This is a genomic window from Streptomyces sp. NPDC050416 (genome assembly GCF_044458845.1).
Lineage (GTDB): Bacteria > Actinomycetota > Actinomycetes > Streptomycetales > Streptomycetaceae > Streptomyces.
In genome coordinates, this window is record NZ_JBITII010000003.1 from 654,142 (window position 1) to 678,572 (window position 24,431).

A 24,431-nucleotide genomic window follows, 5' to 3' on the forward strand; every position below is an offset into this window, starting at 1 on the left:
CCTCACCGATCGCGGCGGCTCCGGTGCACGGAGGAGAGCGGGGGCGCACCTTGTGCGGAGGTGCGCCCCCGCTCTCTCGTGATCCGTTCGGGCAGGGGGGCTGTCACCGGGGCAGGCCTTCACGCAGGCATACGACGGTGCCCGTCAGGGCTGCCGTGTGCAGGGCGGTGAGGGCCGGCAGCGGGACCGCCAGCGGGGTGGATTCCAGGTCGGCGAGGGCGAACAGGGCGTCCTGGTCGTGCTCGTCGCTGCGCCTGACGGACTGCCCGGGGGCGAAGCGGCCGCCGTGGAAGTAGAAGTCGAGCACCGGGCCCGTGCCCTTCACATCGGCCCGGTGGTCGTAGCCGATGAACCGGGGCTCCCGGTCCAAGGCGATGCCGGTCTCCTCGTGCAGCTCCCGGTGCGCGGCACCGAGGGGGTCCTCCCCGTGGTCGAGCATGCCGCCCGGCAGCCCCCAGAGACCGGCGCCGGGCTCGTCCTCGGCGTAGCGCAGCAGCAGCATCCGGTCCTCGGCGTCGAGGAGCAGGACGCACGAGGCGACGATGGTCTGCGGCAGCGTCCTGACCCACTCGTCACGCGGCAGCACGCGCGGTACGTCGGTGGCGGGCACGGTCGTGTCCACGGTGGTGTTCCTTCCGTCGTCCGGGCAGCCCGGGACGAGCTGCCCAAACGGTGGAACGGCCGGACGCGCCGATGGTCACCGGCGTACACGTGTCACGTGTCAGGTGTCGCAGGCGACTCCGTCGTTGTCACGGTCCAGGTGGGAGGCGTAGCCGGGCTCGCCACGGTGGATGGGGGCGGCACCGGCGGCCCGGACGGCGGAGCAGTTGGCGTAGTAGACGTCCGCCGAGCCCCCTGAGCCGCCCGAACTGCCCGAACCGCTGTCGTCGGAGCCGCCGCCCGCTGCCGGTCGTGCGGTGACCGTGGTGGTGACTCTCACGGTCTTGGTGGCGGTGACCGTGGGTGCGGGCTCCGGCTTCTTCGCGAGCGGTGTCGCGGTGGCGGTGGTGGTCGCGGTGACCGTGACGGCCGGCTGCGGCTTCGCGGCGGCGGGCTTCGCGTCGGCCGTCGTGTCGCCGGAGGCGCCGATGCCGACGCCGATGAACCAGGCCAGGCCGAGGGCGGGCAGCACGTAGCGCTTGCGGGCCCAGCGGGGCGCCGGGCGGGCGGGCTGCGGCGCGGGCGGCATGGGCGGCCCGGGATACGGGTTGGCGTTCGGGCCGGTGTACGGATTTGTCATGGTCGTCCCCCCAGTGGTGACACGTGAGGGGACGACCGTAGATCCGGGTGGCTCAGGATGGCGGAGAGGTGACCATTTTGTGATGGTCGCGTGAAGCCCGGTGGGGCGGCTATGCGCGGAACGGGCCCTTCACCTCGTAGGTGATGCCGCCCGACGAGCTGCCGCTGGTGCCGCGCTGGCTGGAGAAGTAGAGGCGGGTGCCGTCCGGGGAGAAGGCCGGGCCCGTGATCTCGGAGCCGGAGGGCATCTTGCCGCCGGCGCAGTTCTGGCGGGTGCCGGAGAGGAGGCGGTACGCGCCGGTGATCGCGCCGGTCGAGGAGAACCTCACCGCGCTCGCGCCGCCCGACGGGTTGATCTCGGAGTTGGAGACATAGATCCAGCCCGTGCCGTCGGCGTAACAGGCGCCGCCGTCCGGGGCGTTGTGCCAGGTGTACGACGTGCTCCCGACCCGCTGGCCCGACCGGGCGATCACCCGGCTGGTGAAGCCGCCGGGGAGTCTGATGCCGTTGGCGTCCGGGGAGCCCAGCGGCCCGTAGGGGCCGGTGCCGGGCTGGGCCGGGGCCGCGTACGCGGCGCCGCGCCACAGGGTTCCGCCCAGGGCGGCCGACGTACCGACGAGGACGGCCGCACGCAGGAGGCTACGACGTTCCACGCTCACTCCAAGAGGTGCCGTACCGCCCTGCCGCCGGTCGACGGCAGGGTTGTGCGTGGGGGAGGCGGGAGCGACGCTAAGCGGGCAGGGTTGACGGGGCATGGACAATTCATGGCCCGGGGGCGGCATGCTGTGTGCCGCCTGTGGGGCCGGGCGCTCGCGGACCTCGCTTTGTCGTGCGCGGGCTCACGCGGGCAGCGCCGGGGCCTCCCGTCTCCGGCCGGTCCGCGGCCGGTCGGTGCCCGGTCCGTGGCCCTCGGTGGGTGGTCGTACGGACGGCAGGCGGATCACCACGTCCAGGCCGCTCGTCGCCGCCGCGTGCAGGGTCGCCTCGCCGCCGCTGGCGTGGGCGAGGCGCTGCACCAGGGCGAGGCCGAGTCCCGAGCCGCCCTTGGGGGCGCCCGGGGCGCGCCAGAAACGGTCGAAGGCGCGGGCCCGCTGCTCCTCCGTCATGCCGGGGCCCTCGTCGGTGACGTGCAGGTCGACCCAGCGGGGGCGGCTGTCGCGCAGGGCGCGCCGGGGCGGGGCCGGCATCCGCAGCTCGATCGTGACGGTGCTGCCGGGCGGGGACGCCCGCAGGGCGTTGGACAGCAGGTTGTCCATGATCTGCTCGACGGCTCCCGGCACCGCCAGCACCGGTGCGACGCCGCCCGCGAAGAGCACCAGGGAGACGTCCTCCCGCGCGAACAGGGGCTGCCAGGTGCGGTGCCGTTCCGCGCAGACCGCGCCCAGGTCGACGGGGGCGGGAATCGCCGCGTGCTCCTCCAGCCGGGCCATCGCCAGCAGGTGCTCGACCATCCGGGCGAGCCGGTCCGTCTCCGTGACGGCCGCGGTGAGGCTGCCCCGGGCCCGGGCGGCGACGTCCGGCTCCAGGTTCTCCAGGCGCAGCCGCAGCGCCGCCAGCGGGGTCTTCAGCTGGTGCGAGGCCTCGCCCGCGAACGCCCGCTGGGAGGCGAGCAGATGGGCGAGGCGGGCCGCGGTGCGGTTGAACGCGGCGGCCAGACTGCGTACTTCCGGCGGGCCCTTCGTGATCGTCACCGGGGTGAACCGGCCGCCGCCCTCCGCCAAGTCGTGCGTCGCCTGCTCCAGTTCGCGGATGGGGCGGCCGGCCCAGCGGGCGAAGGCGAAACCGACCACGGCCACCGCCGTCAGCACGGCCAGTCCGCCCAGGACGAGCAGCAGCCACACGTGGTGGACCCGCTCATGCACGGTCCGTGTGGGCACCGTCAGCCACACGGCACCCACCGGCCGCGCCTCCTGACCCACCGGCGCCGCCACCGACAGGTACTCGACCCCGCCGATCGTGGAGGTGCGCACGTCCACCGTCGAGGTGCCCCGCAGCGCGGCCGCGATGCCCGGCCGGTGGGCCAGGACGCCGGACACCGAGGTGTCGAGCGGGTGCGAGGTGGCGAGCATCGTGCCGGAGGCGGCGACGATCACCACCTTCCCGCCGATGCGCTTCGCGCAGTGCGCCACCCGCGCGGGCAGGTCCTGTTCGGCCCGCCCAGCCGCCAGGGACAGCGCGGCGTACGCGGAGACCGACTCGGCCTCGTCCTTCGCCGCGTTGACCACCTGCTCCCGCTCGCCGCGCGAGTAGACGAAGCCCAGCGGGATCTCCAGGCAGAGCAGCACCAGCGCGGCGAGGCTGAGGTAGCCGATCAGCAGCCGGCGGGTCATGGAGAGGGCACCTGGGGGGTGTTCGGCCCCGTGTGCACCGCCAGCCGGAAGCCCACGCCCCGCAGGGTCCTGATCCACGCCGGGTGGCCCAGCTTGCGGCGCAGCGCGGCCACATGGACGTCCAGTGTCTTGGTCGGGCCGTCGTAGTGCGGATCCCAGACCCGGTCGAGGATCTGCTGGCGCGAGTAGACCGCGCCCGGGTCCTCGCTGAGGAGCGCCAGCAGGTCGAACTCCTTGGGGGTGAGCGGTACGGGGGAGTCGCCGACCCAGACCTGGCGGGTACGGCGGTCCACGACGAGCGGGCCCGGGTCGTGCGGAGGGTCGCACGACGGTGTGGCAGAAGGGTCGTCTGCTGTGCCCGGTGTGCCCTGCGCGCCCGGGGTGCCCGGGGTGCCCGGCGGCTCCGGGAACGTCTGCCGGGTGCGTTGCGTGCGGCGCGTCACCGCCCGGACCCGGGCGACCAGTTCCCGCACGCTGAACGGTTTCGCCAGGTAGTCGTCGGCGCCCAGTTCCAGGCCCAGTACGCGGTCGGCCTCCTCGCCGCGGGCGCTGAGGATGACGATGGGCACGTCCGAGACCTGCCGGATGCCGCGGCAGACGTCGATGCCGTCCATGTCCGGCAGCCCCAGGTCGAGCAGGACGACGTCGTTGTACGGGCCTCTCAGCCCGTCCGTGCCGGTGGCGACATGATCGACCGTCAGGCCGAAGTGGCCCAGCCCTTCGGTGAGCGGCTCCGCGATCGTCTCGTCGTCCTCGATGAGCAGCACTCGTAGGCCCATACGTCCTGTCTCTCCGTGAAGCCGACATGAATCAGGGCAGCGTGAATTCGCATTCTCCGCCCTGGAGTTCACACGCTACAAGATGACCGTTCTTCTGGGTATCCGGACAAAGAATGTTCAATTCCTGGCCGCGCTCTGGAGCTCGCTTAACCTTCCTCTGCAGGTCGTCCGTCTACGGTGGGGTGCAGAGAGCGAAATCGCAGCTCAGGAGAGTTCAGGAGGCGAAGTTGAAGGCATTGCTGGACCGTGCCCGCACGTTCAGGACGCGCGTCGATTTCGACAGCGGCGAATACCGGAAACTGGCCGAGGGGCAATATCCGGAGGCGTTGTTCATCACCTGCTCGGACTCCCGGGTCATACCCGCACTCATCACGGGTGCGCGGCCCGGGGAGATATTCGAGCTGCGCAACGCGGGCAATATCGTGCCGCCCTACGGACGGCCCGGGGCCTCGGGAGAGGCGGCCACCATCGAGTACGCACTGGAAGTGCTCGGGGTTCAGGACATCGTGGTGTGCGGTCACTCACACTGCGGCGCGATGGGTGCGCTGAAGTCCGGCGACGACCTGTCCGCCCTGCCGGGCGTGGACGCCTGGCTCCACATCGCCCGCCCCGAACTGGCCCCCGTACTGGAGTCCGCGCCGGACGACCCGTCGCTGCCGGAGGTCTCCCAGGGCAACGTCGTCAACCAGCTGGCCGCGCTGCGGAGTTACCCGGTGGTGCGACAGCGGCTCGACGCGGGCCGGCTGCGTCTGCACGGCTGGTACTACGAGGTCGACACGGGGTTCGTCTACGAACTCGGCGACGACGGCGCGTTCCAGGTGCATGCCGCGTGAGCGGGGCGCACGCACGGGGGCGGGCACGGGGGGGCACCACGCCGGGGGGCCGGCAGGCGGGGCCTGCGGGAGACGCGGGGCGCTGGGGGTCGGCTGGTTCTGAGGGGGGTATTGCGGATTGGGGGACGGGTGGCTCCGAGGGGGGTGCTGCAGGCTGGGGGCCGGCTGGACCCGAGGGGGGTGCTGCGGGCTGGGGGCCGGGTGGTTCCTCGGAGGGCTCGGGGGACTGGGGGTCGGGCGGCTTCACCGAGGGCCCGGGGGGCTGGGGCCCGGGCGGTCGCGGTGAGGGCGCGGCGGGTTGGGGGTCGGCTGGTTCCGAGGGGGGTGCTTCGGGTTGGGGATCGGGCAGTTCCTCGGAAGGTGCGGGGGACTGGGGGTCGGGCGGCTTCACCGAGGGCCCGGGCGGTCGCGGTGAGGGCACGGCGGGATGGGGCACGGCTGGTTCCGACGGGGGCGCTTCGGACTGGGGGCCGGGCGGGCCGGTGGGTGGTTCGGAGGGGGGTGCCGCGGGCTGGGGAGCAGGCGGGCCGGCGGGCGGTTTGATGGGGGGCCGGTCGGGTCGCCCCGGTGGCGGCCTGGCCGGGGACTCGGCGGGGGATGCTGCGGGACGGTGGTCGGGCGGTCCGGCGGGCAGTGTGACGGGCAGTCGGTCGGGTGGCCCGGAGGGTGGTCCGGCGGGGGATTCGGCGGGGGATGCCGCGGGCGGCCGGTCGGGTGGCCCCGGCGGTGACCCGGCATGGGACTCCCCGGGGGGTTTTGCGGGCGGCCGGTCGGGTCGCCCGGGTGGCGGCCCCGCGGGGGACTCGGCGGGGGGTGCCGCGCGGGGACGGCCAGGTGGTCCGGCGGGTGGTCGATCGAGTGGCCCGGGCCGCGCTCCGGATGGCGGCCCCGGTTACGGCCCGGACGGCGGCCCCGACCACGGCCCGAGTGGCGGTCCCGGCCGTGGCCCTGCGTGGGACTCGTCGGGTGGTGTTGCAGGACGGCGGTCGGGCGGTCCTCCCGGTGGCCCGGGGGGCGGCTTGGGCGGTGTGCTGGATGTGTTGGGTGGGCTGGTCGGGCGGGTGAAGGGCGAGGGCGGCAAAGCCCGGACCAAGGGTGACCTCGTCACCGACATCACCGCCTCGCTCGTCGTCTTCCTCGTCGCCCTGCCGCTGTGCATCGGTGTCGCCGTCGCCTCCGGCGTGCCCGCCGAGCTCGGGATCATCTCCGGGGTGATCGGCGGTCTGGTCGTCGGCGCGGCGCGCGGCAGTACGCTCCAGGTCAGCGGGCCCGCCGCCGGCCTCGCCGCGCTGGTCGCGGAGACCGTCGCCGAGGTCGGCGTGGCCATGCTCGGCGTGATCGTGCTGTTCTCCGGGATCCTCCAGATCATCCTGGGACTGGTGCGGCTCGGCCGGATGTTCCAGGCCATCTCCGTCGCCGTCGTCCAGGGCATGCTGGCCGGCATCGGTGTGCCGCTGATGTTCAGCCAGGCCTATCCGATGGCCGACGCCAAGGCCCCCGGCACGGCGATCGAGAACATGGCCGGCATCCCCGCCCTGCTGGCCGGGATCCTGACCGACCCGCAGGCGATGATCGCCACGCTGCTCGGCGTCGTCACGATCGTGCTCAGCTTCGTGTGGAAGAAGGTGCCGGGCCCGGCCGGGAAGATCCCGGCCGCACTGGTCGCCGTAGGCATCGGCATCGTGGTCGCCGCCCTGCCCGGCGTCCACATCAAGACGCTCCAGGTGGGCAATCTGCTCGCCTCCGTGTCGCTGCCCGGGCCGGAGCAGTTCGCCGGGCTCGCGGACGGGGCGATCATCACCGCCATCCTCACCTTCACGGTCATCGCGTCCGCAGAGAGCCTGTTCACGGCCGCCGCGGTGGACCGCATGCACAGCGGCCCGCGCACCCGCTACAACACCGAGCTGATCGCCCAGGGCGCCGGGAACACCGTCGCCGGCATCCTCGGCGCGCTCCCCATCACCGCGGTCGTGGCGCGCAGTTCGGCCAACGTCCAGGCCGGGGCCAAGACCCGCCTCTCCCGTACCCTGCACGGCCTGTGGCTGCTCGCGTTCGCGCTGCTGCTGCCGCAGGTGCTCGCGCTCATCCCGATCTCGGTGCTCGCCGGCGTCCTCGTGCACAGCGGCTGGAAGCTGTTCGGGCCCGCCGAGTTCCCGAAGATGTGGCGGCAGGACAAGGGCGAGTTCGCGGTGATGACGCTGACCACCCTGGTCATCGTGGTGACCGCGTTGCTGGAGGGCGTGCTGATCGGCCTCGCAGCGGGCATCGTGCTGGCCGCGTTGCGCATGTCCCGGACCGCGATCCGCCAGAACGTCGAGGACGACACGGCGAAGGTCGTCATGGCCGGCAACGCGACGTTCCTGCGGCTGCCGAAGGTGATCGAGGCGCTGGAGGCCGCCGCCGCGGCCGGGAAACCGAGGATCCGGCTCGACCTGACCGGCGTGACCCACCTGGACCACGCCTGCCGCAACCAGGTCGAGGAGTTCACCGCCCAGCAACGGGGGCTGGGGCTACGGGTGGAGCTGCTGATGCCGGGGGAGGCGAAACCGGCCGCCGGCCGAGCCGCTGCGCCGCCCGCCGGAGAAGCGCACGCACCGCTGCCCAAACGGCCCGTCACGGCGACGGCCGAGGAAGCGTGGCACGAACCCGTGGGGGACCCGACCGCATCCTCCCCCTGGCCCACCGCCGGCGCCGAGTGGTTCTACCTCGACACCCGGCCCCTCCCGGACGACCAGCGGTCGAGCCCGGTGGGCTGACGCAGCGGCCGGGAGCCGGTGGCCCGGGCCCGCCTCGCCTCCGGGCCTCCTCGTAGGCTGGACCGCGGCCACCGACGGAGGGAGCCCGCCATGCCAGGCTGGAACACACAGGACATCCCGGACCAGAGCGGTCGCGTCGCCGTCGTCACCGGCGCCAACAGCGGGATCGGGTTCGTCGCGGCACGGGAACTGGCCCGCAAGGGCGCGCGGGTGGTGCTCGCGTGCCGCAGCGAGGCCCGGGGCAACGCGGCCGTGGACCGGCTCCGTGCGGAACTGCCCGAGGCCCGGGTCGAGCTGGGGCGGCTCGACCTCGGGGACCTCGCCTCCGTACGGGAGTTCGCGGCCGGTTTCCCGTACGAGCGGCTGGACGTGCTCGTCGACAACGCCGGGGTGATGGCGCTGCCGTACGGGACGACGGCGGACGGCTTCGAGACGCAGTTCGGCGTCAACCACCTGGGGCACTTCGCCCTCACCGGCCTGCTGCTGCCCGCGCTGCTGGCGGCGCCGGGCGCCCGGGTCGTGGTCGTCTCCAGCGGGATGCACGCCCTCGCCAACATCGACATCAACGACCTCAACAGCGAGCGGCGTTATCGGCGCTGGATCGCCTACGCCCGTTCCAAGACGGCCAACCTGCTGTTCACGCACGAGCTGGCGCGCCGGGCCGCGGCGCACGGCAGGGACCTGGTGGCGGCCGCGGCCCACCCCGGATACGCGGCCACCAACCTCCAGACCACCGGACCGCTCGCCGAGGGCCGCCCGGCCGCCGAGCGGCTCGTGCGGCTCGCCAACCGGGTCGTCGCCCAGCCCGCCGAGGCGGGCGCGCTGCCGGTCCTCTACGCCGCGACCGACCCCGGCGTGCGGCCCGACTCCTTCACCGGCCCGCACATCGCCATGTGGCGCGGGGCGCCCGCACCGTCCTGGCGGGCGCCCTGGACCCTCAACGACACGGCGGGGCAGCGGCTGTGGGCCGCGTCCGAGGAGCTCACCGGGGTGACGTACGACGCCCTGAAGGCATGACGCTCACAGCGACACGGCCACCGCGTTGAAGGTCGTCTCCGGCGTCTGCGGGCTGGTGAAGCGGGCGTTGACCAGGTAGAGGCGGTCGCCGTAGCGGGCGGCGGTGGTGGGGACGTCGAAGCGCGGGTCGGTGATCGTCCTGGTCAGCGTGGCGGTGGCGGCCTTCCGGTCGAGGTGCCAGACGGTGATCTTGTTCAGGCGGTTCTGGACGACGTACAGCGTGCGGCCGAGGCGGACCAGGCCGTCGCCGCCCGCCACGTCCGGCGCGCCCCGCAGCGTGACCTTGACGGCGTGGCCGGTCTTCAGGTCCACGGTGTACAACTGACCCGCGTTGACGACGATCAGGCCATGTCCGTCGGGCGTGGCGACCAGGCCGTTGGCGCTGTTGGTCCCGGCAGGCGACTGCACCCACTCGCCGGTGAGCGGCAGGGCGCGGACCTCGCCCCGCCGGCCGCGCGGCACGCCGTGGAGGACGGCCGCCCGGGAGTCGGTGAACCAGGCGCGGTCCTCGTGCAGGGCGACATCGTTGATGAACGGCGCGGCGTCCCACGTGAGTTGGTAGGTGGTGAGCAGCTCGCCGGTGCGGGCGTCGACGATCCTCGCGGTGCCTCCGGCGCCCCCGGCCACGTACAGCAGCCCGTCCCGGTCCAGCTTCAGGCCGATGGACGCGAGACCGGCGGTGCCCTCGTGCAGGACCCGGCCCTTGCCGGTGCGCAGGTCGGTGCGGTAGATCGCGCCGTCGGCGCGCGAGCCCATGTAGGCGTACGGCCTGCTGCCGATGGTGATGCCCTCGGGGAGCCAGCCGTCGGGCAGCGGGAACTCGCTCGGCCAGTCGGTCCCGGGGGCGGCCTGCGCCGTGCCGGTGGCGCCGACGGCCACCGCGAGCGCGGCGACGGCCCCGCCGAGCACGGTCCGCCGGGACGGCCGGGAGTGGTTCCGAGTCATGGTCGGGCCTCCGTGGAAGGAAGGTGGGGGTGTGACTCGATGAAACGCGAAGGACCCCCGGCACGGCAGGCGAGTCGGTGAACTCGACAGCAACTCGACAGTCACCGCATGGCAGTTGATCAATAGACGATCGACACGATCCGGCACACGGCCCCGGCGAGCCGCCGGTCCCCCTCGACCCGGGCCCGGGCGAGAGCGTCGGCCGGCTGGACACCCCGCGTGCACAGCCGCCAGGCGGTCTCCGGATCCAGCTCCACCCTGGCCGCCGCCGGCCGGCCGCCGGGATCCTCCGCCAGGGACCAGCCCTCCGGCCCGGCGGTCACGCTCCAGGTGCCCCCGCCCGGGCCGGGGACCGTCACCTCCACCCGCGTGCCGGCCGGGGCGGCGGTGTCGCGCAGCGTGTGGGGCAGGGCCCGCAGGAAGGTGTCCAGGACCAGAGACAGGGCCCGCGGCTCGGGGTCGGTGCCCAGCCCGGCCGCGTGCCGGATCTGCTGGCGGTGCGTCCAGTACTCGGTGTACTCCCGCGCGCAGTCCAGCCACATCGGCGCCGGGTCCACCCCGGCCCAGGACACGCCCAGGGACGGCGCGTCCAGGTCGGCGTGCGCGAAGCGGCGGGCCAGTTCGGAGCCGGCCTCTTCCAGGGCGTCGACGAGCGAGGCCGGGGTCATGTCCCGGTGGCGGTCGACCCACTCCTGGTTGGCGCGGTGGATGAACGCCTCCAGGGTCTCTCCCGGCGCGAAGGCGCCGAACTCCCGGCGGCCGAGTCGGGCGCGGTAGTCGCCGAGGACGTGTGCGGCGACATCGTGCACGGTCCAGCCCGGCACGGCCGCCGCCTGCCACTGACCGGGCCGAAGACCCCGCAACAGGCCCAGCAGCGCCCCGAGTTCCGGCTCGAACAGCGGGCGGGCGCCGATCGGGGGGCCCAGCCGGGAGAGGCCGGGTCTGTCGTTCGGCTGCGCAACCATGGCTCCAGCCTGCCAGGGGGACAAGCAGAAACACCCCTCCGGGGAGGGGTGTTCCGAGCGGGCGTTCGTGCGTTCCTACGCGGTGCGCACCTTGTACGTCGTCACCTGGACCTCCTCGTCGTCCAGGCACTGCCCGGACGCGAGGTCGAAGCGCTGCTTCAGCAGGGGCGAGGCGACGAACGGGCGGCCCTGGTGGGTGCCGGTCAGGCCGCGGGAGAGGACCGCCGCGCCGGTGAACGGGTCGCGGTTGTCGATGGCGTACAGCTCACCGGTGCGGTCCCGGAAGATCGCCGCCTGGCGGCCGTCCGGCAGCAGTGCCGCCACCCCGCGGCCCGGGAGCAGCATGCTGAGGTCGCAGACGGTGAACCAGTCGCCGTCCAGAGCGAGTTCGACCTTCAGGTCGGTGGTCTCAGGTGCCAGGGTCATCGCTGGGCGCTTCCTTCCAGTACGTCTTCGGCGGGTCGCATACCGATGGACAGCAGCGGCAGGTCGGGCTTCATCTGGTCGCGCTCGGGCACGAAGGCGACGACCGGGTCCGGGGTGTCCGGCGCGTTCACGAAGGACACGAACCGGGCCAGCTTCTCGGGGTCGTTGATGGTCTCGGCCCACTCGTCGCGGTAGTGCGCGACGTGCGCCTGCATCAGCTTCTCCAGCTCGTCGCAGATGCCGAGCGAGTCGTGGACGACGACGTCCCGCACGTGCTCCAGGCCGCCGGGGATCCGCTCCAGCCAGGTCGAGGTGCGCTCCAGGCGGTCGGCCGTGCGGATGTAGAACATCAGGAACCGGTCGATCAGGCGGACCAGTTCGGCGTCCGACAGGTCCTGCGCGAGCAGGTCCGCGTGGCGCGGGGTGGCGCCGCCGTTGCCGCCGACGTACAGGTTCCAGCCGTTGGCGGTGGCGATCACGCCGAAGTCCTTCGACTGGGCCTCGGCGCACTCGCGCTGGCAGCCGGAGACGGCCGACTTCAGCTTGTGGGGCGAGCGGAGCCCCCGGTAGCGCAGCTCCAGGTCGATCGCCATGCGGACGGAGTCCTGGACGCCGTAGCGGCACCAGGTCTGCCCCACGCAGGACTTCACCGTGCGCAGCGACTTGCCGTAGGCGTGGCCGGACTCGAAGCCGGCGTCGACCAGGCGGGCCCAGATCAGGGGCAGTTGCTCGACGCGGGCGCCGAACATGTCGATCCGCTGACCGCCGGTGATCTTCGTGTAGAGGCCGAAGTCGCGGGCGATCTCGCCGATCACGATCAGCTTCTCCGGGGCGATCTCACCGCCGGGGATGCGCGGGACGACCGAGTACGAGCCGTTCTTCTGCAGGTTGGCCAGGAAGTGGTCGTTGGTGTCCTGCAGGGCGGCCTGCTCGCCGTCCAGGACGTAGCCGCTCGCGCCGATCGTCGGAGCGAGGGAGGCGATGATCGAGCCGACCGTCGGCTTGCAGATCTCGCAGCCGTCCCCGCCCCTGGCCTCCTCGCGGCCGTGGCGGTCCAGCAGCTCCTGGTAGCTGTTGATGCGCAGGGCGAGGACGATCTCGTACAGCTCCTCGCGGGTCTGCGAGAAGCAGCCGCACAGGCCCTTGTCGACCTCGACGCCGCTGGCCTCCAGCTCGGCGGTGACCAGCTGGCCGAGCACCTTGACGCAGGAGCCGCAGCCGGTGCCGGCCTTGGTGCACTTCTTCACCTCGGGCACGGTCGTGCACTGGTGGTCGGTGACCGCGCCGCGGATCGCGCCCTTGGAGACGTTGTGGCAGGAGCAGATGATCGCGTCGTCCGGCAGCGCGGACGGGCCGAGCTGCGCCGGGGCGCCCGCACCGGCGGGCAGGACGAGGGCCTCGGGCGCGACCGGCGGGACCGAGCCGGTGAACGCCTTCAGCGTGCCGTACGCCTCCGCGTCACCGACCAGGATGCCGCCGAGCAGCGTGCCGTCCCGGCCGATGACCAGCTTCTTGTACAGGCCCGCGCGGGAGTCGGAGTAGACGACGTCCAGGCAGTCCTCGGCGGTGCCGTGCGCGTCACCGAAGGACGCCACGTCCACGCCGAGCAGCTTCAGCTTGGTGGACAGGTCGGCGCCGGTGAAGGCGGCCTCGTCGGAGGCGATCGTCGCGGCCGCGGTCTCCGCCTGCTCATAGCCGGGGGCCACCAGGCCGTACACCCGGCCGTCGGCGGCCAGCGCGCACTCGCCGATCGCGAACACGTGCGGGTCGTTCACCGCGCGGCACTGCTCGTCGACCGCGATGCCGCCGCGCTCGCCGACCGTCAGGCCGCAGTCGCGGGCCAGCTGGTCGCGGGGGCGGACACCGGCGGAGAACACCACCAGGTCGGTGGAGAGTTCGGAGCCGTCGGACAGCTTCATGCCGGTCACGGCGCCGTCCTCGCCGACGACGATCTCCTGCGTGCCGACGCCCGTGTGGACGCTCAGGCCCATCTCCTCGATGGTGCGCAGCAGGGCGGCGCCGCCGCCCTCGTCGACCTGGACGGGCATCAGGCGGGGCGCGAACTCCACGATGTGGGAGGTGAGTCCGAGGCCCTTCAGCGCGCCCGCGGCCTCCAGGCCGAGCAGACCGCCGCCGACCACGGCACCCGTCGTCGCGTTCTTGGCGTACTCCTCGATCGCGAGGAGGTCCTCGATCGTGCGGTAGACGAAACAGCCCTCGGCGTCCTTGCCCGGGACCGGCGGCACGAACGGGTACGAGCCGGTGGCCAGGACGAGAACGTCGTAGTCGACGACGAGACCGGAGCGCGCGGTCACCTTGCGCGCCTCGCGGTCGATCGTCTCCGCCGGGTCGCCGACGCGCAGCTCGATGCCGTGGTCCTCGATGAACCGCATGTCCGTCATGGACAGGTCCTCAGGCGTCTTGCCCGAGAAGTACGAGGTGAGCTGGACGCGGTCGTACGCGGGGCGCGGCTCCTCGCAGAGCACGACCACGCGGTGCGTGGCGGTCATGCCGCGCTCGGCGAGCGCTTCGAGGAAGCGCTGGCCGACCATGCCATGGCCGACGAGCACGATCGTGGGGGTGTCCTTGGACATCAGGAGCCTCCGTCGTTGGTAAGCAGGTGGAGCAGCGGGCCGCCGTCGGAGGGGAGCGGCTCTGCTCCCTCCCAGGCGCGCGCCAGCGCGCCGACGGTGCCGAGTTCGCCGACGAGGACCCCGCCCACCAGGCGGTCGTCGCGGACGACGACCTTCCGGTACGTGCCGCGGGTGGCGTCGGTGAGCTGGACGACGTCGTCGCCCGGCAGCGCCTCGGTCTCGCCGAACGCGGCGAGGTCGAAGGGGCTGTCGTGCCCGTTCAGCGTGAGTCGGGTCAGGGATCGGGTGCCGGTGTAGCGGGCGTTCGCGTCGCCGGCGAGCAGCTCCGCGAGCGCGTCGGCCTGTTCGAGCGCCGGGGCGGCGAGGCCGTAGAGGACGCCGTCGTGCTGGGCGCAGTCGCCGATGGCGTGGATGTACGGGTCGGAGGTGCGCAGCTCGTCGTCGACGACGACGCCCTTGCGGACGTCGAGGCCGGCGGTCTGCGCGAGACCCACCCGGGGGCGGACGCCGCAGGCCACGACGACGAGGTCGGCGTCGAGCGCGTACCCGTCGGCCATCTCCACGGAGCGGACGGCGCCGCCGACGCAGCGCACGTCCCGGACGCGGCACTCGGTGTGCACCTCGACGCCCAGGTCGGTCAGGTGCCGCTTGACGAGCTTGGAGGCGGCCGGGTCGAGCTGGCGCTCCATCAGCCGCTCGGACTGCTGGGCGAGGACGACCTGGGCGCCGCGCAGGGCGAGCGCCCGGGCCGCGGAGACCCCGAGGAGCCCGCCGCCGATGACGACCGCCTTCGCCCCCGGCCGGACCGCCTTGGACAGGCCCAGGCAGTCGTCCATGGTCCGGAAGGCGTGGACGCCCTCCGGCAGCACGTGGTCGGGGGTGAACAGGCCCCGCAGGGGCGGCAGGACGGGGTTGGATCCGGTGGCGAGGACGAGCCGGTCGTATGCGATCACCGTGCCGTCGGCGCACTCGACGGTCCGCCCGTCGCGGTCGATGCCGACGACCCGCCCGCGCACGGCCTGCGCGGGTGCCGGCAGGGCGATCACCTCGGGGCTGTAACGTCCGGCCAGCACCTCGGCGAGCAGCACCCGGTTGTACGGCTGGTGCTCCTCCTCGCCGATCAGCAACGCGGGCGTGCCGAGCTCACCGAGCCGCCGGGCGAGCCGTACGCCCGCGAGGCCGGTGCCGATCACCACCACACGCTCATTCGAGGTCATGTCCTTGAGCGTGCGGTGCCGGTGTTTCCCGGCAGCATCACGACTGTTTCCCACGGGGAACGCTGCCCTCAGCGGGGACCGGGGGTGGATGTGAGGGTTCCTGGGGTGCGCTGACGGCGGGCTGTGAGGACAGCGTCGCACAGGCCTCGCACGGCCGTCGCATAGGCTGCCGATCATGCCCGACATACCGCTGACCATGATCGCTCTGCTCTGCCTCGCGGCTCTGGCCGCCGGGTGGATCGACGCCGTGGTCGGCGGCGGCGGGCTCCTGCTGCTGCCGGTGCTGCTGCTCGGACTGCCGTCGCACACGCCCGCCGCGCACGCCCTGGGCACCAACAAGGCGGTCGCCATCGTCGGCACGACGGGCGCGGCGGTGACCTACGCCCGCAAGGCCCCGGTGGATGTCCGCACGGCGGTGCGCATCGGGCTGGCCGCGCTCGCCGGGTCGTCAGCCGGGGCCTTCTTCGCGGCCGGCATGAGCACCGACGTCCTCAAGCCCGTGATCATGGTGGTGCTGCTCGGGGTCGCCGCCTTCGTGATCCTGCGGCCCGCCTTCGGCACGGCCCCCGCGACCGGCCCGGCCACCCGGCGCCAGATCCTCGCCGCGATCGGCCTCGCCGGCCTCGGCATCGGCTTCTACGACGGTCTCATCGGCCCCGGCACCGGCACCTTCCTGGTCCTCGCGCTCACCGCCCTGCTCCACCTCGACCTCGTCACCGCCTCCGCCACCGCCAAGATCGTCAACTGCTGCACCAACGCGGGCGCCCTCGCGACCTTCGCCTGGCAGGGCGCGGTCCTGTGGCAACTGGCCGCCCTGATGGCCGTGTTCAACCTGGCCGGCGGCACCCTGGGCGCCCACACGGCCCTGAAGCAGGGCAGCCGCTTCGTACGGATCGTGCTGCTGACGGTGGTGTTCGCCCTGGTGGCGAACCTGGCGTACGAGCAGTGGCTGGCCTGACGCCGCGGTACTAGGAGGACGCCCCGGCCCGAAGGTCCAGCAGCTCGACGATCCCCGTGCCGTCCTCGTCGCCGTGCCCCTGGGCGAGGCGCCGCTCCATCAGCGCCATGTACGGCGTCAGCAGTTCCGGGCTCACCCGCTGCTCCTCCGCCGTGCGCAGCAGCGTGGCGTTGCCCGCGACCTGCATGGCGAGGCTGGAGACGACGTCCCTGGTGTAGTCGCCGCTCTCCAGCTGGTCGGCGGTCCGGTGCACGGCTCGGGCCATCGCGGTCAGCCAGTCCACGAGCAGCGGCGCGAAGTCCTTCGGGGCGATGTCGTCCGGGCGGATCAGCGCGAAGGCGTGCGTGACACCCGCGAACATGCCGCTCATCGCGCTGAGCAGCGCCACGTCGTGCAGCGCGGCGAAGCCCGGGTCGGTCCCCGTGTACCGGGTGCCGGCCGGGACGGCGAGGGTGTCCCGGTGCTCCTCGAACAGCTCGCGGGAGCCGCTGTAGAACACGTATCCGCCGGACTCCGGGGCCCCGATCACCGGCGGGACGGCCATGATCCCGCCGTCCAGGAAGCGGGCGCCGCGCGCCTGAGCCCAGGCGGCGCGGCTGCGGCCGTCACCGGGCGTGCCGGTGGTGAGGTTCACCAGGTCCCGTCCGGCAAGAGAGGCCCCGTCGAGGGCCTCGCCCACGGAGGCGTCGTCGAGCAGACAGAGGACCACGAGCCGGTTCGCGGCCACCGCCTCCGCGGCGGTCCGGGCGACGGTGGCGCCCTCGGCGGCGAGGGGTTCGGCGCGGGAGGCAGTGCGGTTCCAGACGGTCACCGGGTGTCCCGCGGCGAGCCAGGCGCGGGCCAGGGCGGTGCCCATGGCGCCGGTGCCGAGGAGGGTGAGAGGGGTGCGGGAAACAACTGCGTTGTCGGTCATGGCGTTTAGGCTCGTCCCAGGGGAAGCGCCTGCTCAAGTACGTACTTCGAAGTGGGTGGTTACCCGGGGGGAAGGGTCCAGGCAGCGGAAGGGGAGGGTTCGGGCATGGGGACGACGGGGCGGCGGCCGGGGGCGTACGTCTGCGGGATCGACGCGGCGATGGACGTGATCGGCGGCAAGTGGAAGGTGCTGATCCTCTGGGCGCTGAACGAGCGGCCGTGCCGCTTCGGCGAGCTGCGCCGCGAGCTGCCGGGCATCACCGAGAAGGTGCTCGCCTCGCATCTGCGGGAGATGGAGGCCGACGGGCTGGTGCACCGCGAGGCGTACGTCGAGGTGCCGCCCCGCGTGGAGTACTCGCTGACACCCCGCGGCGTCTGCCTGAACGAGGCGCTGAAACCGCTGGGGGCCTGGGGGAGGGCCAACGTCCTGGGAGGGTCACCGGCTGCCGGTGAGATGCGCGAAGACGACGACGTTCCCCTGGTACCCGGAGCCGCGTGACCAGCCGCCGCCGCAGGTGATGACCCGCAGCTCGGGGCGGCGGGCGGCGCCGTAGACCTTCTCGTCGGGGAAGTCCTTCGCCGCGTACGCCTCGACGGCGTCCACGGTGAACACCGCGACGCCGCCGTCCCGCCGGTCCACCTCGATCGTGGCGCCCTTGGCCAGGGCGCCGAGGCCGTAGAAGACCGCGGGGCCGTCGGCGTTGTCGACGTGCCCGGCGACGATGGCGGTGCCCCGCTCGCCGGGCGTGGTGCCGGCCTCGTACCAGCCGGCGAGGTTCGTCCGCTCGGCGGGCGGTACGTCGAGACTGCCGGTCCTCGTCAGGCCGAGACCGGTCAGGGGCGCGTCCACCCGGATCGCCGGGATGCGGATGCGGTCGGGCGGCGAGGGCGGCAGCGCGGGCACGCCCGGCCGCTCACGCCCCCGGCCGTCATGTCCCGCTCGGCCGTCCTGCCCGTCCTGCCCGGTACGGGCCTGCGCGGCGGAGGGCTGCGGCGGGGCGTGCGTCTCGGCGCCGTCGCGCACCAGCCATGTCCCGGAGCACAGGGCGAACACCGTGACGGCCGCCATGGCGGCGTCGGCCGGGTTGCCGAACCTGGTGCCGTACCTGGGGAACCTGCGCATGGCCGACCTTTCCTGATTCCCGACAGCCGTCCTGCTTCCGACCTGCGGCCTTCGGCCCCGGGCCCCCGGCCTGCGGCCTTCGGCCCCCGGGCCCCCGACCTCCGGCCCCGGCCCCCGGCCTTCGACCTTCGACCTCCGGCCCCGGCCCCCGGCCCCCGGCCTTCGACCTTCGACCTCCGGCCCCGGCCCCCGGCCTTCGACCTTCGACCTTCGGCCTCCGGCCCCGGCCCCCGGCCTTCGACCTTCGGCCTCCGGCCCCGGCCCCCGGCCTTCGACCCCGCCTCCCGACCGGGGTGCGCCCCGTACCCCCCTCCGGGCCGCGAGGGGCGTCGGACCCGGAGGGGGAGGGGATGTGCGGTACCGGCGACGGACAGCGGAGGGTGTCCGTCAGATCCCGTCGCCTCTCGCCCGGCGATGCAGGAGCCAGGTACCGCCCGCGGCGGCGACGGCGAGGGCCGCCACGCCGGCCGCGGTCTGCGCGGGATCGGGGCCCAGGGCGCCGCCGACCCCCGTCTTCACACTCCCTCTGGGATGGACCTCCGGACGTCCGGAGGTCAGCGTGACCACCAGGTCACCGGCGATCCGCCGGCCGCTCCCGGTGCACGTCGCGGTGATCTCGTACGTCCCCGGCTGCGCGCTCGGCGGCACCTTGAACCGCCCGGTCGCGTCCTGCTCGTGCGGGCCCGGCGCGAGGCCGAGGGAACCGGCCCCGACAGCGCCGGCGTCACCCGTCGCCGAACCGCCGTCACCGCAGGCCGCCGTGAGCACCGTGACCTGTCCGCCCGGGACGACCGAGGACGGGTGCACCTCCACGTCACCGGCGGGCACGCCGTACGCGGGGCCGGCGGCGAGAGCCGCGGCGGCGACGGCGAGCGCGGTGCCGGTCAGCGGCCGGGCGGTACGTCGCATCGGTGTTCCTTCGAGCGGTTCGGTCGGTCGTGCACCTGCCCTTCCGAGGTAACGGGCAGCGGGGCGACCGCGCTCTCTGAGGGGGCGTCAGAATTGGGGTGAATGGGTGTCAGGGCGAGGCGGACAGGCGGGTCTTCACGGTCGTTTGGGCAGGTCACAGGCGATCGGCGGACGGATCGCGGAAAAGAGCCGGACGGGCGTGTGAACGGGTGACCCGGGCGTCGCAGAGGCGGGGCTTGACCTCAAGAATGGTTGAGGTATGAGGCTGTGCGGCATGAACACAGCCGTTACAGACGCATCCAGCCCTGCCCAGTCCGCGACCGAGCCCCTCAGGGTGACCCTGGTCGTCGGCAGCAACCGCCACGGCCGCTTCGGCCCGGTCGTCGCCGGCTGGCTCCTCGACCGCCTCCGGGACCGGGACGACCTGGTCGCCGAGGTCGTGGACGTCGCCGGCATCGACCTGCCGACGTCCTTCGAACCGACCCCCGAGGCGACCGCCGCGCTGTCCGGCGTCACCCCGAAACTGGCGGGCGCGGACGCCTTCGTGGTCCTCACCCCCGAGTACAACCACTCCTTCCCGGCTGGCCTGAAGAACCTCGTCGACTGGCACTTCGGCGAGTGGCGGGCCAAGCCCGTCGCCCTCGTCTCCTACGGCGGACTGTCCGGAGGCCTGCGCGCCGTCGAGCACCTCCGGCAGGTCTTCGCCGAGCTGCACGCCGTGACGATCCGCGACACCGTCTCCTTCCACAACGCCGGTGCGTCCTTCGACGACGCGGGCACCCTGCGCGACCCGTCCGGCCCGGACGCGGCGGCCAAGACCATGCTGGACCAACTGGTGTGGTGGGGCCGGGCGTTGCGCGAGGCGAGGGCGAAGACACCGTACGCGGGCTGAGCCCCGCCTCCCCCCCCGCCCGGCCCCTGTCACCCCCGCGCCCGCCAGTCCCCGCCCGCGACCGGCCTCCCGCGAGTCCGCAGCCGTGCGGCGACGGCGGGCGCGGCCACGTACACCCAGGCCCGGACGGCCGCCCCGTCCGCGTCGCGCACGACCTTCCGCTCGACGCGTTCGTACAGGCTCCGCGGGTCGCCCGGCACGTAGTCCTCCAGCCGGTCCAGCTCGGCGAGCAGCTCCGCGTACGTCTCCGGGTGCGCGGTGACCAGCTCGCCGCGCACGACCCCGCCGCCCGGCTCCTCGACCGCGTAGGGATAGCCCGGCCCCGCGTACAGCACCGCGTCGAACAGGCGCCCCGGCACCTCGGAGCGGGTGCGGCCGCGCAGGAAGAGGTCGTGGTTGACCTCACCGGGACGGAGGGTGCCGTAGACGAAGAAAGGCAGGGTCACAGGAACGATTCTCCACCCTCACACACCTCCACAGCGGGCCTATGGACATGACATGTCTGGGCCGCCTTAACTCGCGGTCAACATCAACGCCGCCCCCGGTCGACCCCACGCGACCGGGTGCGCCCGTATGAGGAGACCGATGAGTCGGATACGTCACGTCCGGGGTTCCCGTCTCGCCCTCGCGGGTGGTGCCGCCACCGGCACCGCCGTCCTGCTGGCCGCCGCGCTCTCGCCGACCGCCCTGGCGGAGGAACGCCCGACCCGGTCCGACGCGATCGACAGCGCCGAGACGGTCCTCGCCGACCGGGCCGCGGACCTGGGTCTCACCTCGGCCCAGAAGACCAAGGTCCGGGACGTGGTCGTCGACGAGGACGGCACCCGGCACGTCCGCTACGACCGCACGTACCACCGACTCCCTGTCCTGGGCGGTGACTTCGTTCTCCATCTGAACCCGGACGGCACCTACCGCGGCACGAGCAGGGCGACGAAGTCCGCGCTCTCCCTCGAGAGCGTCACCCCGAAGGTGACCGCCCCGAAGGCCGCCGACCTCGCCGCGAGCCTGCTGCGCGCCGCGCACCTCGGCGAGACCCTGAAGAAGCTGACCGCCAAGCCGCGGCTGGTCGTCGACGCCCTGCACGGCGCCCCGAAGCTGGCCTGGCAGACCGACGCGGTGGCGCACGACGGGCTCGGCAACCCGGTCGGGCGCACGGTGCTGACCGACGCGACGACCGGCGACCGGATCGACGCCTGGGACACCCTGGAGTCGGCGTCCGGCGACGGCAAGTCCCTCTACGGCGGCACGGTTCCGCTGGAGACGACGCAGTCCGGCTCGTCGTACCAGTTGAAGGACGCCACGCGCGGCGGCACGTACACGGGCGACGCGGCGAACAAGACGGACCAGTGCCTGCTGACGATCTGCCTGACCCGCGCGCCCGCGACGGTCTTCTCGGACGCCGACAACCACTGGGCCACGGGCGCGACCTCCGACCGCGCGACGGTCGCGGTGGACGCCCAGTACGGCACGGACGTCACCTGGAACTACTTCAAGAACCTGCACGGCCGCAACGGCATCGCCGGCGACGGCAAGGGCTCGTACAACCGCGTCCACTACGGCAAGGACTACAACAACGCCTTCTGGGACGACAACTGCTTCTGCATGACGTACGGCGACGGCGACGGCAAGCAGCTCGGACCGCTGGTGTCGCTGGACGTGGCGGGGCACGAGATGTCCCACGGCGTGACGTCGAAGACGGCGGCGCTGACGTACTCGGGCGAGTCCGGCGGCCTGAACGAGGCCACGTCGGACATCTTCGGCACGCTGGTGGAGTTCTACGCGGACAACGCCGAGGACCGGGGTGACTGGCTGATCGGCGAGAAGGTCGTCCGCTCCGGGCTCGGCCGGGAGGCCCTGCGCCGCATGGACGAGCCGTCGAAGGACGGGAAGTCCGCCGACTGCTGGAGCAAGGACCTGGGCGACCTCGACGTGCACTACTCCTCGGGCGTCGGCAACCACTTCGCGTACCTGCTCGCCGAGGGCAGCGGCGTGAAGACGATCAACGGCGTCGCCCACACCTCCCCGACCTGCGACGATTCCACGGTGAAGGGCATCGGCCGGGCCAAGCTGGGCAAGATCTGGTACCGCGCCCTGACGGTCTACATGACGTCCTCGACGGACTACGCGGGCGCCCGCACGGCGACCCTGAGCGCGGCGAAGGACCTCTACGGCAGCGGCAGCACGGAGCAGAAGGCCGTGGCGGCAGCTTGGAGCGCGGTCAACGTGAAGTGAGCCGAGCCGGTACGGAGCTCAGGGCCGCACCGCCTCCAGCCGTACCGCGCACGCCTTGAACTCCGGCATCCGGGAGGTCGGGTCGAGCGCGGGGTTGGTGAGGGAGTTGGCGCGGCCCTCGCCCGGCCAGTGGAACGGCATGAAGACGGTGTCGGGGCGGATCGTGCTGGTGATCCGGGCGGGCGCCACGGCCCGGCCCCGCCGGGACACGACGGCCACGGGATCGCCCTCGGCCGCCCCGAGCCGGGCCGCCAGCCGCGGATGCAGCTCCACGAACGGCCCGGGCGCGGCGGCGTTCAGCTCCGCCACACGCCGGGTCTGCGCCCCGGACTGGTACTGCGCCACGACCCGCCCCGTGGTCAGCAGCACGGGGTACTCGTCGTCCGGTTCCTCGGCGATGGCCCGGTGCGAGACGGGGACGAAGCGGGCGCGTCCGTCGGGCGTGGCGAAACGGTCGAGGAAGAGGCGCGGGGTGCCGGGGTGGGCAACGCCCGCCGTTTCCTCCGTCTTTGCGGAGGCCGGGCGGCCCGCCGCGCCCCGTTGCGCGGCGAGGCCACCCGCCCCGTCCTCGGCCCCCGTCAGGCCCTCGGGCTCCGCCGCCGGGCACGGCCAGAACACCCCGTTCTCCTCCACGATCCTGCGGTACGTGATCCCCGAGTAGTCCGCGGGGCCGCCCGCGCTCGCCCGGCGGAGTTCCTCGAAGATCTCCTCCGGGTCGGTCGGGAAGCCCTTCTCCACGCCCAGGCGGGCGGCCAGTTCGTGCATGACCTCCAGGTCGCTGCGGACACCGTCGGGCGGGGTGATGGCCCGGCGGCGGAGCAGGACCCTGCCCTCCAGGTTGGTGGTCGTGCCCGTTTCCTCGGCCCACTGGGTGACCGGAAGGACCACGTCCGCGAGGGCCGCCGTCTCCGACAGGACCACGTCGCACACGGCCAGGAAGTCCAGGGACTTGATGCGCTCCTCGATGTGCGCGGCGCGCGGCGCCGACACCACCGGGTTGGACGCCATCAGCAGCAGGGACTTGATGTCGGTGCCCAGCGCGTCCAGCAGTTCGTAGGCACTGCGACCCGGCCCCGGCAGCGAGTCGGGGTCCACGCCCCACACCTCGGCGACATGCCGCCGCGCCGCCGGGTCGTCGAGCTTGCGGTAGCCCGGCAACTGGTCGGCCTTCTGCCCGTGTTCGCGGCCGCCCTGCCCGTTGCCCTGCCCGGTCAGACAGCCGTACCCGGACAGCGGGCGGCCCGCCCGGCCGGTCGCCAGGCACAGGTTGATCCACGCGCCCACCGTGTCGGTGCCCTTGGACTGCTGCTCGGGCCCGCGTGCCGTGAGCACCATCGCCGACTCGGGCTCGCAGAACATCCGTACGGTCTCCCGCAGTTCGGGAACGGACACCCCCGTGATCCGCTCCACGTACTCCGGCCAGTGCGCCATCGCGGCGGCCCGGGCGTCCTCCCAGCCCGTGGTCCGCTCCCGGACGTACTCCTCGTCCACCCGGCCCTCGGCGATCACCAGGTGCAGCAGGCCCAGGGCGAGCGCCAGGTCCGTGCCCGGGCGGGGCGCCAGGTGCAGGTCCGCCTGCTCGGCGGTCTTCGTGCGGCGCGGGTCGATGACGATCAGCGTGCCGCCGTTCTCCCTCAGCTCGTTGAAGAAACGCAGCGACGGCGGCATGGTCTCCGCGAGGTTCGAGCCGACCAGGATCACGCAGCCGGTCTTCGGGATGTCCTCCAGCGGGAACGGCAGGCCCCGGTCGAGACCGAACGCCTTGATCCCGGCCGCCGCGGCCGACGACATGCAGAAACGGCCGTTGTAGTCGATCTGGGACGTGCCGAGCACGACCCGGGCGAACTTGCCGAGCGTGTACGCCTTCTCGTTCGTCAGACCGCCCCCGCCGAACACCCCGACCCCGTCCGGCCCGTACTCGGCGCGCGTGCGGCGCAGTCCCTCGGCGATCCGGTCCAGCGCCTCGTCCCAGGAGGCCGGCACCAGGGTGCCCCCCTCGCGCACCAACGGCGAGGTGAGGCGCACGTTCGAGGCCAGCACCGCCGGAGCCGTCCGGCCCTTGCCGCACAGCGCGCCCCGGTTCACCGGGAAGTCCGTACGCTCGCTCACCTCGACGGTCCCGTCGGGCGCGGGCGTCAGGTTCATTCCGCACTGCAGGGCGCAGTACGGGCAGTGCGTGGGCGTGGCGGTGGTCTGCATACCGTTCAGCCTGCTTCGGCCGTGTTACGCCCGGGACGGTTCCCTGTTACGCGGCAGGGACGGCAACCTCCCCGCCACCACCCCGCCGGCGTGAGGCACACGCCT

The 24,431-nt window shown here is 73.3% G+C and carries 21 protein-coding genes and 1 pseudogene; 7 read left to right on the forward strand and 15 right to left on the reverse strand.

Translation table 11 applies throughout. The annotated features are described in order from the left end of the window. Positions 1-103 precede the first annotated feature (103 nt). The 5 genes and pseudogenes from ACIBL4_RS12485 to ACIBL4_RS12505 all read right to left on the reverse strand — a co-directional run bounded on the left by ACIBL4_RS12485 (position 104) and on the right by ACIBL4_RS12505 (position 4,348). Positions 104-622, reverse strand: a complete 519-nt coding sequence (locus tag ACIBL4_RS12485; RefSeq protein WP_399409059.1) for an NUDIX hydrolase — start codon at positions 620-622, stop codon at positions 104-106. A 99-nt stretch (positions 623-721) separates the two neighbouring features. After that, positions 722-1,240 (reverse strand): excalibur calcium-binding domain-containing protein, encoded by a 519-nt coding sequence (locus ACIBL4_RS12490; protein WP_399409061.1) that lies wholly within the window; start codon positions 1,238-1,240, stop codon positions 722-724. Positions 1,241-1,481: 241 nt separating this feature from the next. Then, positions 1,482-1,892, reverse strand: a pseudogene (locus tag ACIBL4_RS12495) (translocation protein TolB); the annotation flags it as partial. Between the two features lie 186 nt (positions 1,893-2,078). Beyond that, positions 2,079-3,569: a sensor histidine kinase gene (locus ACIBL4_RS12500; protein WP_399409063.1), complete on the reverse strand. Its 1,491-nt coding sequence runs from the start codon at positions 3,567-3,569 to the stop codon at positions 2,079-2,081. Next, positions 3,566-4,348, reverse strand: coding sequence for a response regulator transcription factor (locus ACIBL4_RS12505; protein ID WP_399409065.1), 783 nt, complete (start codon positions 4,346-4,348; stop codon positions 3,566-3,568). Before ACIBL4_RS12505 ends, ACIBL4_RS12500 begins: the two co-directional genes overlap by 4 nt. Before the next feature lie 227 nt (positions 4,349-4,575). On the opposite strand from ACIBL4_RS12505, the gene ACIBL4_RS12510 reads away from it, so the two are divergent. From ACIBL4_RS12510 to ACIBL4_RS12520, 3 genes are all read left to right on the forward strand, one after another. Continuing rightward, positions 4,576-5,181, forward strand: a complete 606-nt coding sequence (locus tag ACIBL4_RS12510; RefSeq protein ID WP_356929441.1) for a carbonic anhydrase — start codon at positions 4,576-4,578, stop codon at positions 5,179-5,181. Positions 5,182-6,218: 1,037 nt separating this feature from the next. Next, positions 6,219-7,937 carry a SulP family inorganic anion transporter gene (locus tag ACIBL4_RS12515; RefSeq protein ID WP_399409349.1) on the forward strand — a complete coding sequence of 573 codons (1,719 nt, stop codon included), beginning with the start codon at positions 6,219-6,221 and terminating at the stop codon, positions 7,935-7,937. Positions 7,938-8,027: 90 nt separating this feature from the next. Beyond that, positions 8,028-8,954: an oxidoreductase gene (locus ACIBL4_RS12520; protein ID WP_399409067.1), complete on the forward strand. Its 927-nt coding sequence runs from the start codon at positions 8,028-8,030 to the stop codon at positions 8,952-8,954. A 3-nt stretch (positions 8,955-8,957) separates the two neighbouring features. Here ACIBL4_RS12520 and ACIBL4_RS12525 read toward each other — a convergent pair whose 3' ends face one another. From ACIBL4_RS12525 to ACIBL4_RS12545, 5 genes are all read right to left on the reverse strand, one after another. Beyond that, a complete protein-coding gene (locus ACIBL4_RS12525) occupies positions 8,958-9,899 on the reverse strand; it encodes an SMP-30/gluconolactonase/LRE family protein (RefSeq protein ID WP_399409069.1) in 942 nt (313 codons plus the stop codon). A 119-nt stretch (positions 9,900-10,018) separates the two neighbouring features. Further along, entirely contained in the window at positions 10,019-10,864 is an 846-nt protein-coding gene (locus tag ACIBL4_RS12530; RefSeq protein ID WP_399409071.1) for a maleylpyruvate isomerase family mycothiol-dependent enzyme, read from the reverse strand. Between the two features lie 75 nt (positions 10,865-10,939). Further along, positions 10,940-11,290, reverse strand: coding sequence for a nitrite reductase small subunit NirD (nirD, locus tag ACIBL4_RS12535; RefSeq protein ID WP_356929446.1), 351 nt, complete (start codon positions 11,288-11,290; stop codon positions 10,940-10,942). After that, the gene (gene nirB, locus ACIBL4_RS12540) at positions 11,287-13,884 is read right to left on the reverse strand and encodes a nitrite reductase large subunit NirB (RefSeq protein ID WP_399409073.1); all 2,598 of its coding nucleotides are present in this window, start codon (positions 13,882-13,884) and stop codon (positions 11,287-11,289) included. Before nirB ends, nirD begins: the two co-directional genes overlap by 4 nt. After that, the gene (locus ACIBL4_RS12545; RefSeq protein WP_399409075.1) at positions 13,884-15,101 is read right to left on the reverse strand and encodes an NAD(P)/FAD-dependent oxidoreductase; all 1,218 of its coding nucleotides are present in this window, start codon (positions 15,099-15,101) and stop codon (positions 13,884-13,886) included. Before ACIBL4_RS12545 ends, nirB begins: the two co-directional genes overlap by 1 nt. Positions 15,102-15,276: 175 nt before the next feature. On the opposite strand from ACIBL4_RS12545, the gene ACIBL4_RS12550 reads away from it, so the two are divergent. Beyond that, positions 15,277-16,059: a sulfite exporter TauE/SafE family protein gene (locus tag ACIBL4_RS12550; protein WP_399409077.1), complete on the forward strand. Its 783-nt coding sequence runs from the start codon at positions 15,277-15,279 to the stop codon at positions 16,057-16,059. A gap of 10 nt (positions 16,060-16,069) precedes the next feature. Here ACIBL4_RS12550 and ACIBL4_RS12555 read toward each other — a convergent pair whose 3' ends face one another. Continuing rightward, on the reverse strand, positions 16,070-16,972 hold the full coding sequence (locus ACIBL4_RS12555; RefSeq protein WP_399409079.1) for an NAD(P)-dependent oxidoreductase: 903 nt from the start codon (positions 16,970-16,972) through the stop codon (positions 16,070-16,072). 105 nt (positions 16,973-17,077) lie between these two features. Here ACIBL4_RS12555 and ACIBL4_RS12560 point away from each other — a divergent pair, with 105 nt between their 5' ends. After that, on the forward strand, positions 17,078-17,470 hold the full coding sequence (locus ACIBL4_RS12560; RefSeq protein WP_399409081.1) for a winged helix-turn-helix transcriptional regulator: 393 nt from the start codon (positions 17,078-17,080) through the stop codon (positions 17,468-17,470). Here the strand turns inward: ACIBL4_RS12560 and ACIBL4_RS12565 are convergent. Both ACIBL4_RS12565 and ACIBL4_RS12570 read right to left on the reverse strand, forming a co-directional pair. Next, entirely contained in the window at positions 17,408-18,094 is a 687-nt protein-coding gene (locus ACIBL4_RS12565) for a class F sortase (RefSeq protein WP_399409083.1), read from the reverse strand. The genes ACIBL4_RS12560 and ACIBL4_RS12565 overlap by 63 nt on opposite strands. A gap of 387 nt (positions 18,095-18,481) precedes the next feature. Continuing rightward, positions 18,482-19,003: a hypothetical protein gene (locus ACIBL4_RS12570; protein WP_399409085.1), complete on the reverse strand. Its 522-nt coding sequence runs from the start codon at positions 19,001-19,003 to the stop codon at positions 18,482-18,484. Positions 19,004-19,277: 274 nt separating this feature from the next. On the opposite strand from ACIBL4_RS12570, the gene ACIBL4_RS12575 reads away from it, so the two are divergent. After that, positions 19,278-19,895: an NADPH-dependent FMN reductase gene (locus tag ACIBL4_RS12575; RefSeq protein ID WP_399409087.1), complete on the forward strand. Its 618-nt coding sequence runs from the start codon at positions 19,278-19,280 to the stop codon at positions 19,893-19,895. A gap of 29 nt (positions 19,896-19,924) precedes the next feature. On the opposite strand, the gene ACIBL4_RS12580 is transcribed toward ACIBL4_RS12575, so the two are convergent. Next, positions 19,925-20,341 carry a gamma-glutamylcyclotransferase gene (locus tag ACIBL4_RS12580; protein ID WP_399409089.1) on the reverse strand — a complete coding sequence of 139 codons (417 nt, stop codon included), beginning with the start codon at positions 20,339-20,341 and terminating at the stop codon, positions 19,925-19,927. A gap of 139 nt (positions 20,342-20,480) precedes the next feature. Here ACIBL4_RS12580 and ACIBL4_RS12585 point away from each other — a divergent pair, with 139 nt between their 5' ends. Continuing rightward, positions 20,481-22,127: a M4 family metallopeptidase gene (locus ACIBL4_RS12585; protein ID WP_399409091.1), complete on the forward strand. Its 1,647-nt coding sequence runs from the start codon at positions 20,481-20,483 to the stop codon at positions 22,125-22,127. 18 nt (positions 22,128-22,145) lie between these two features. On the opposite strand, the gene ACIBL4_RS12590 is transcribed toward ACIBL4_RS12585, so the two are convergent. Then, positions 22,146-24,326, reverse strand: a complete 2,181-nt coding sequence (locus tag ACIBL4_RS12590; RefSeq protein WP_399409093.1) for a molybdopterin oxidoreductase family protein — start codon at positions 24,324-24,326, stop codon at positions 22,146-22,148. Positions 24,327-24,431 lie beyond the last annotated feature (105 nt).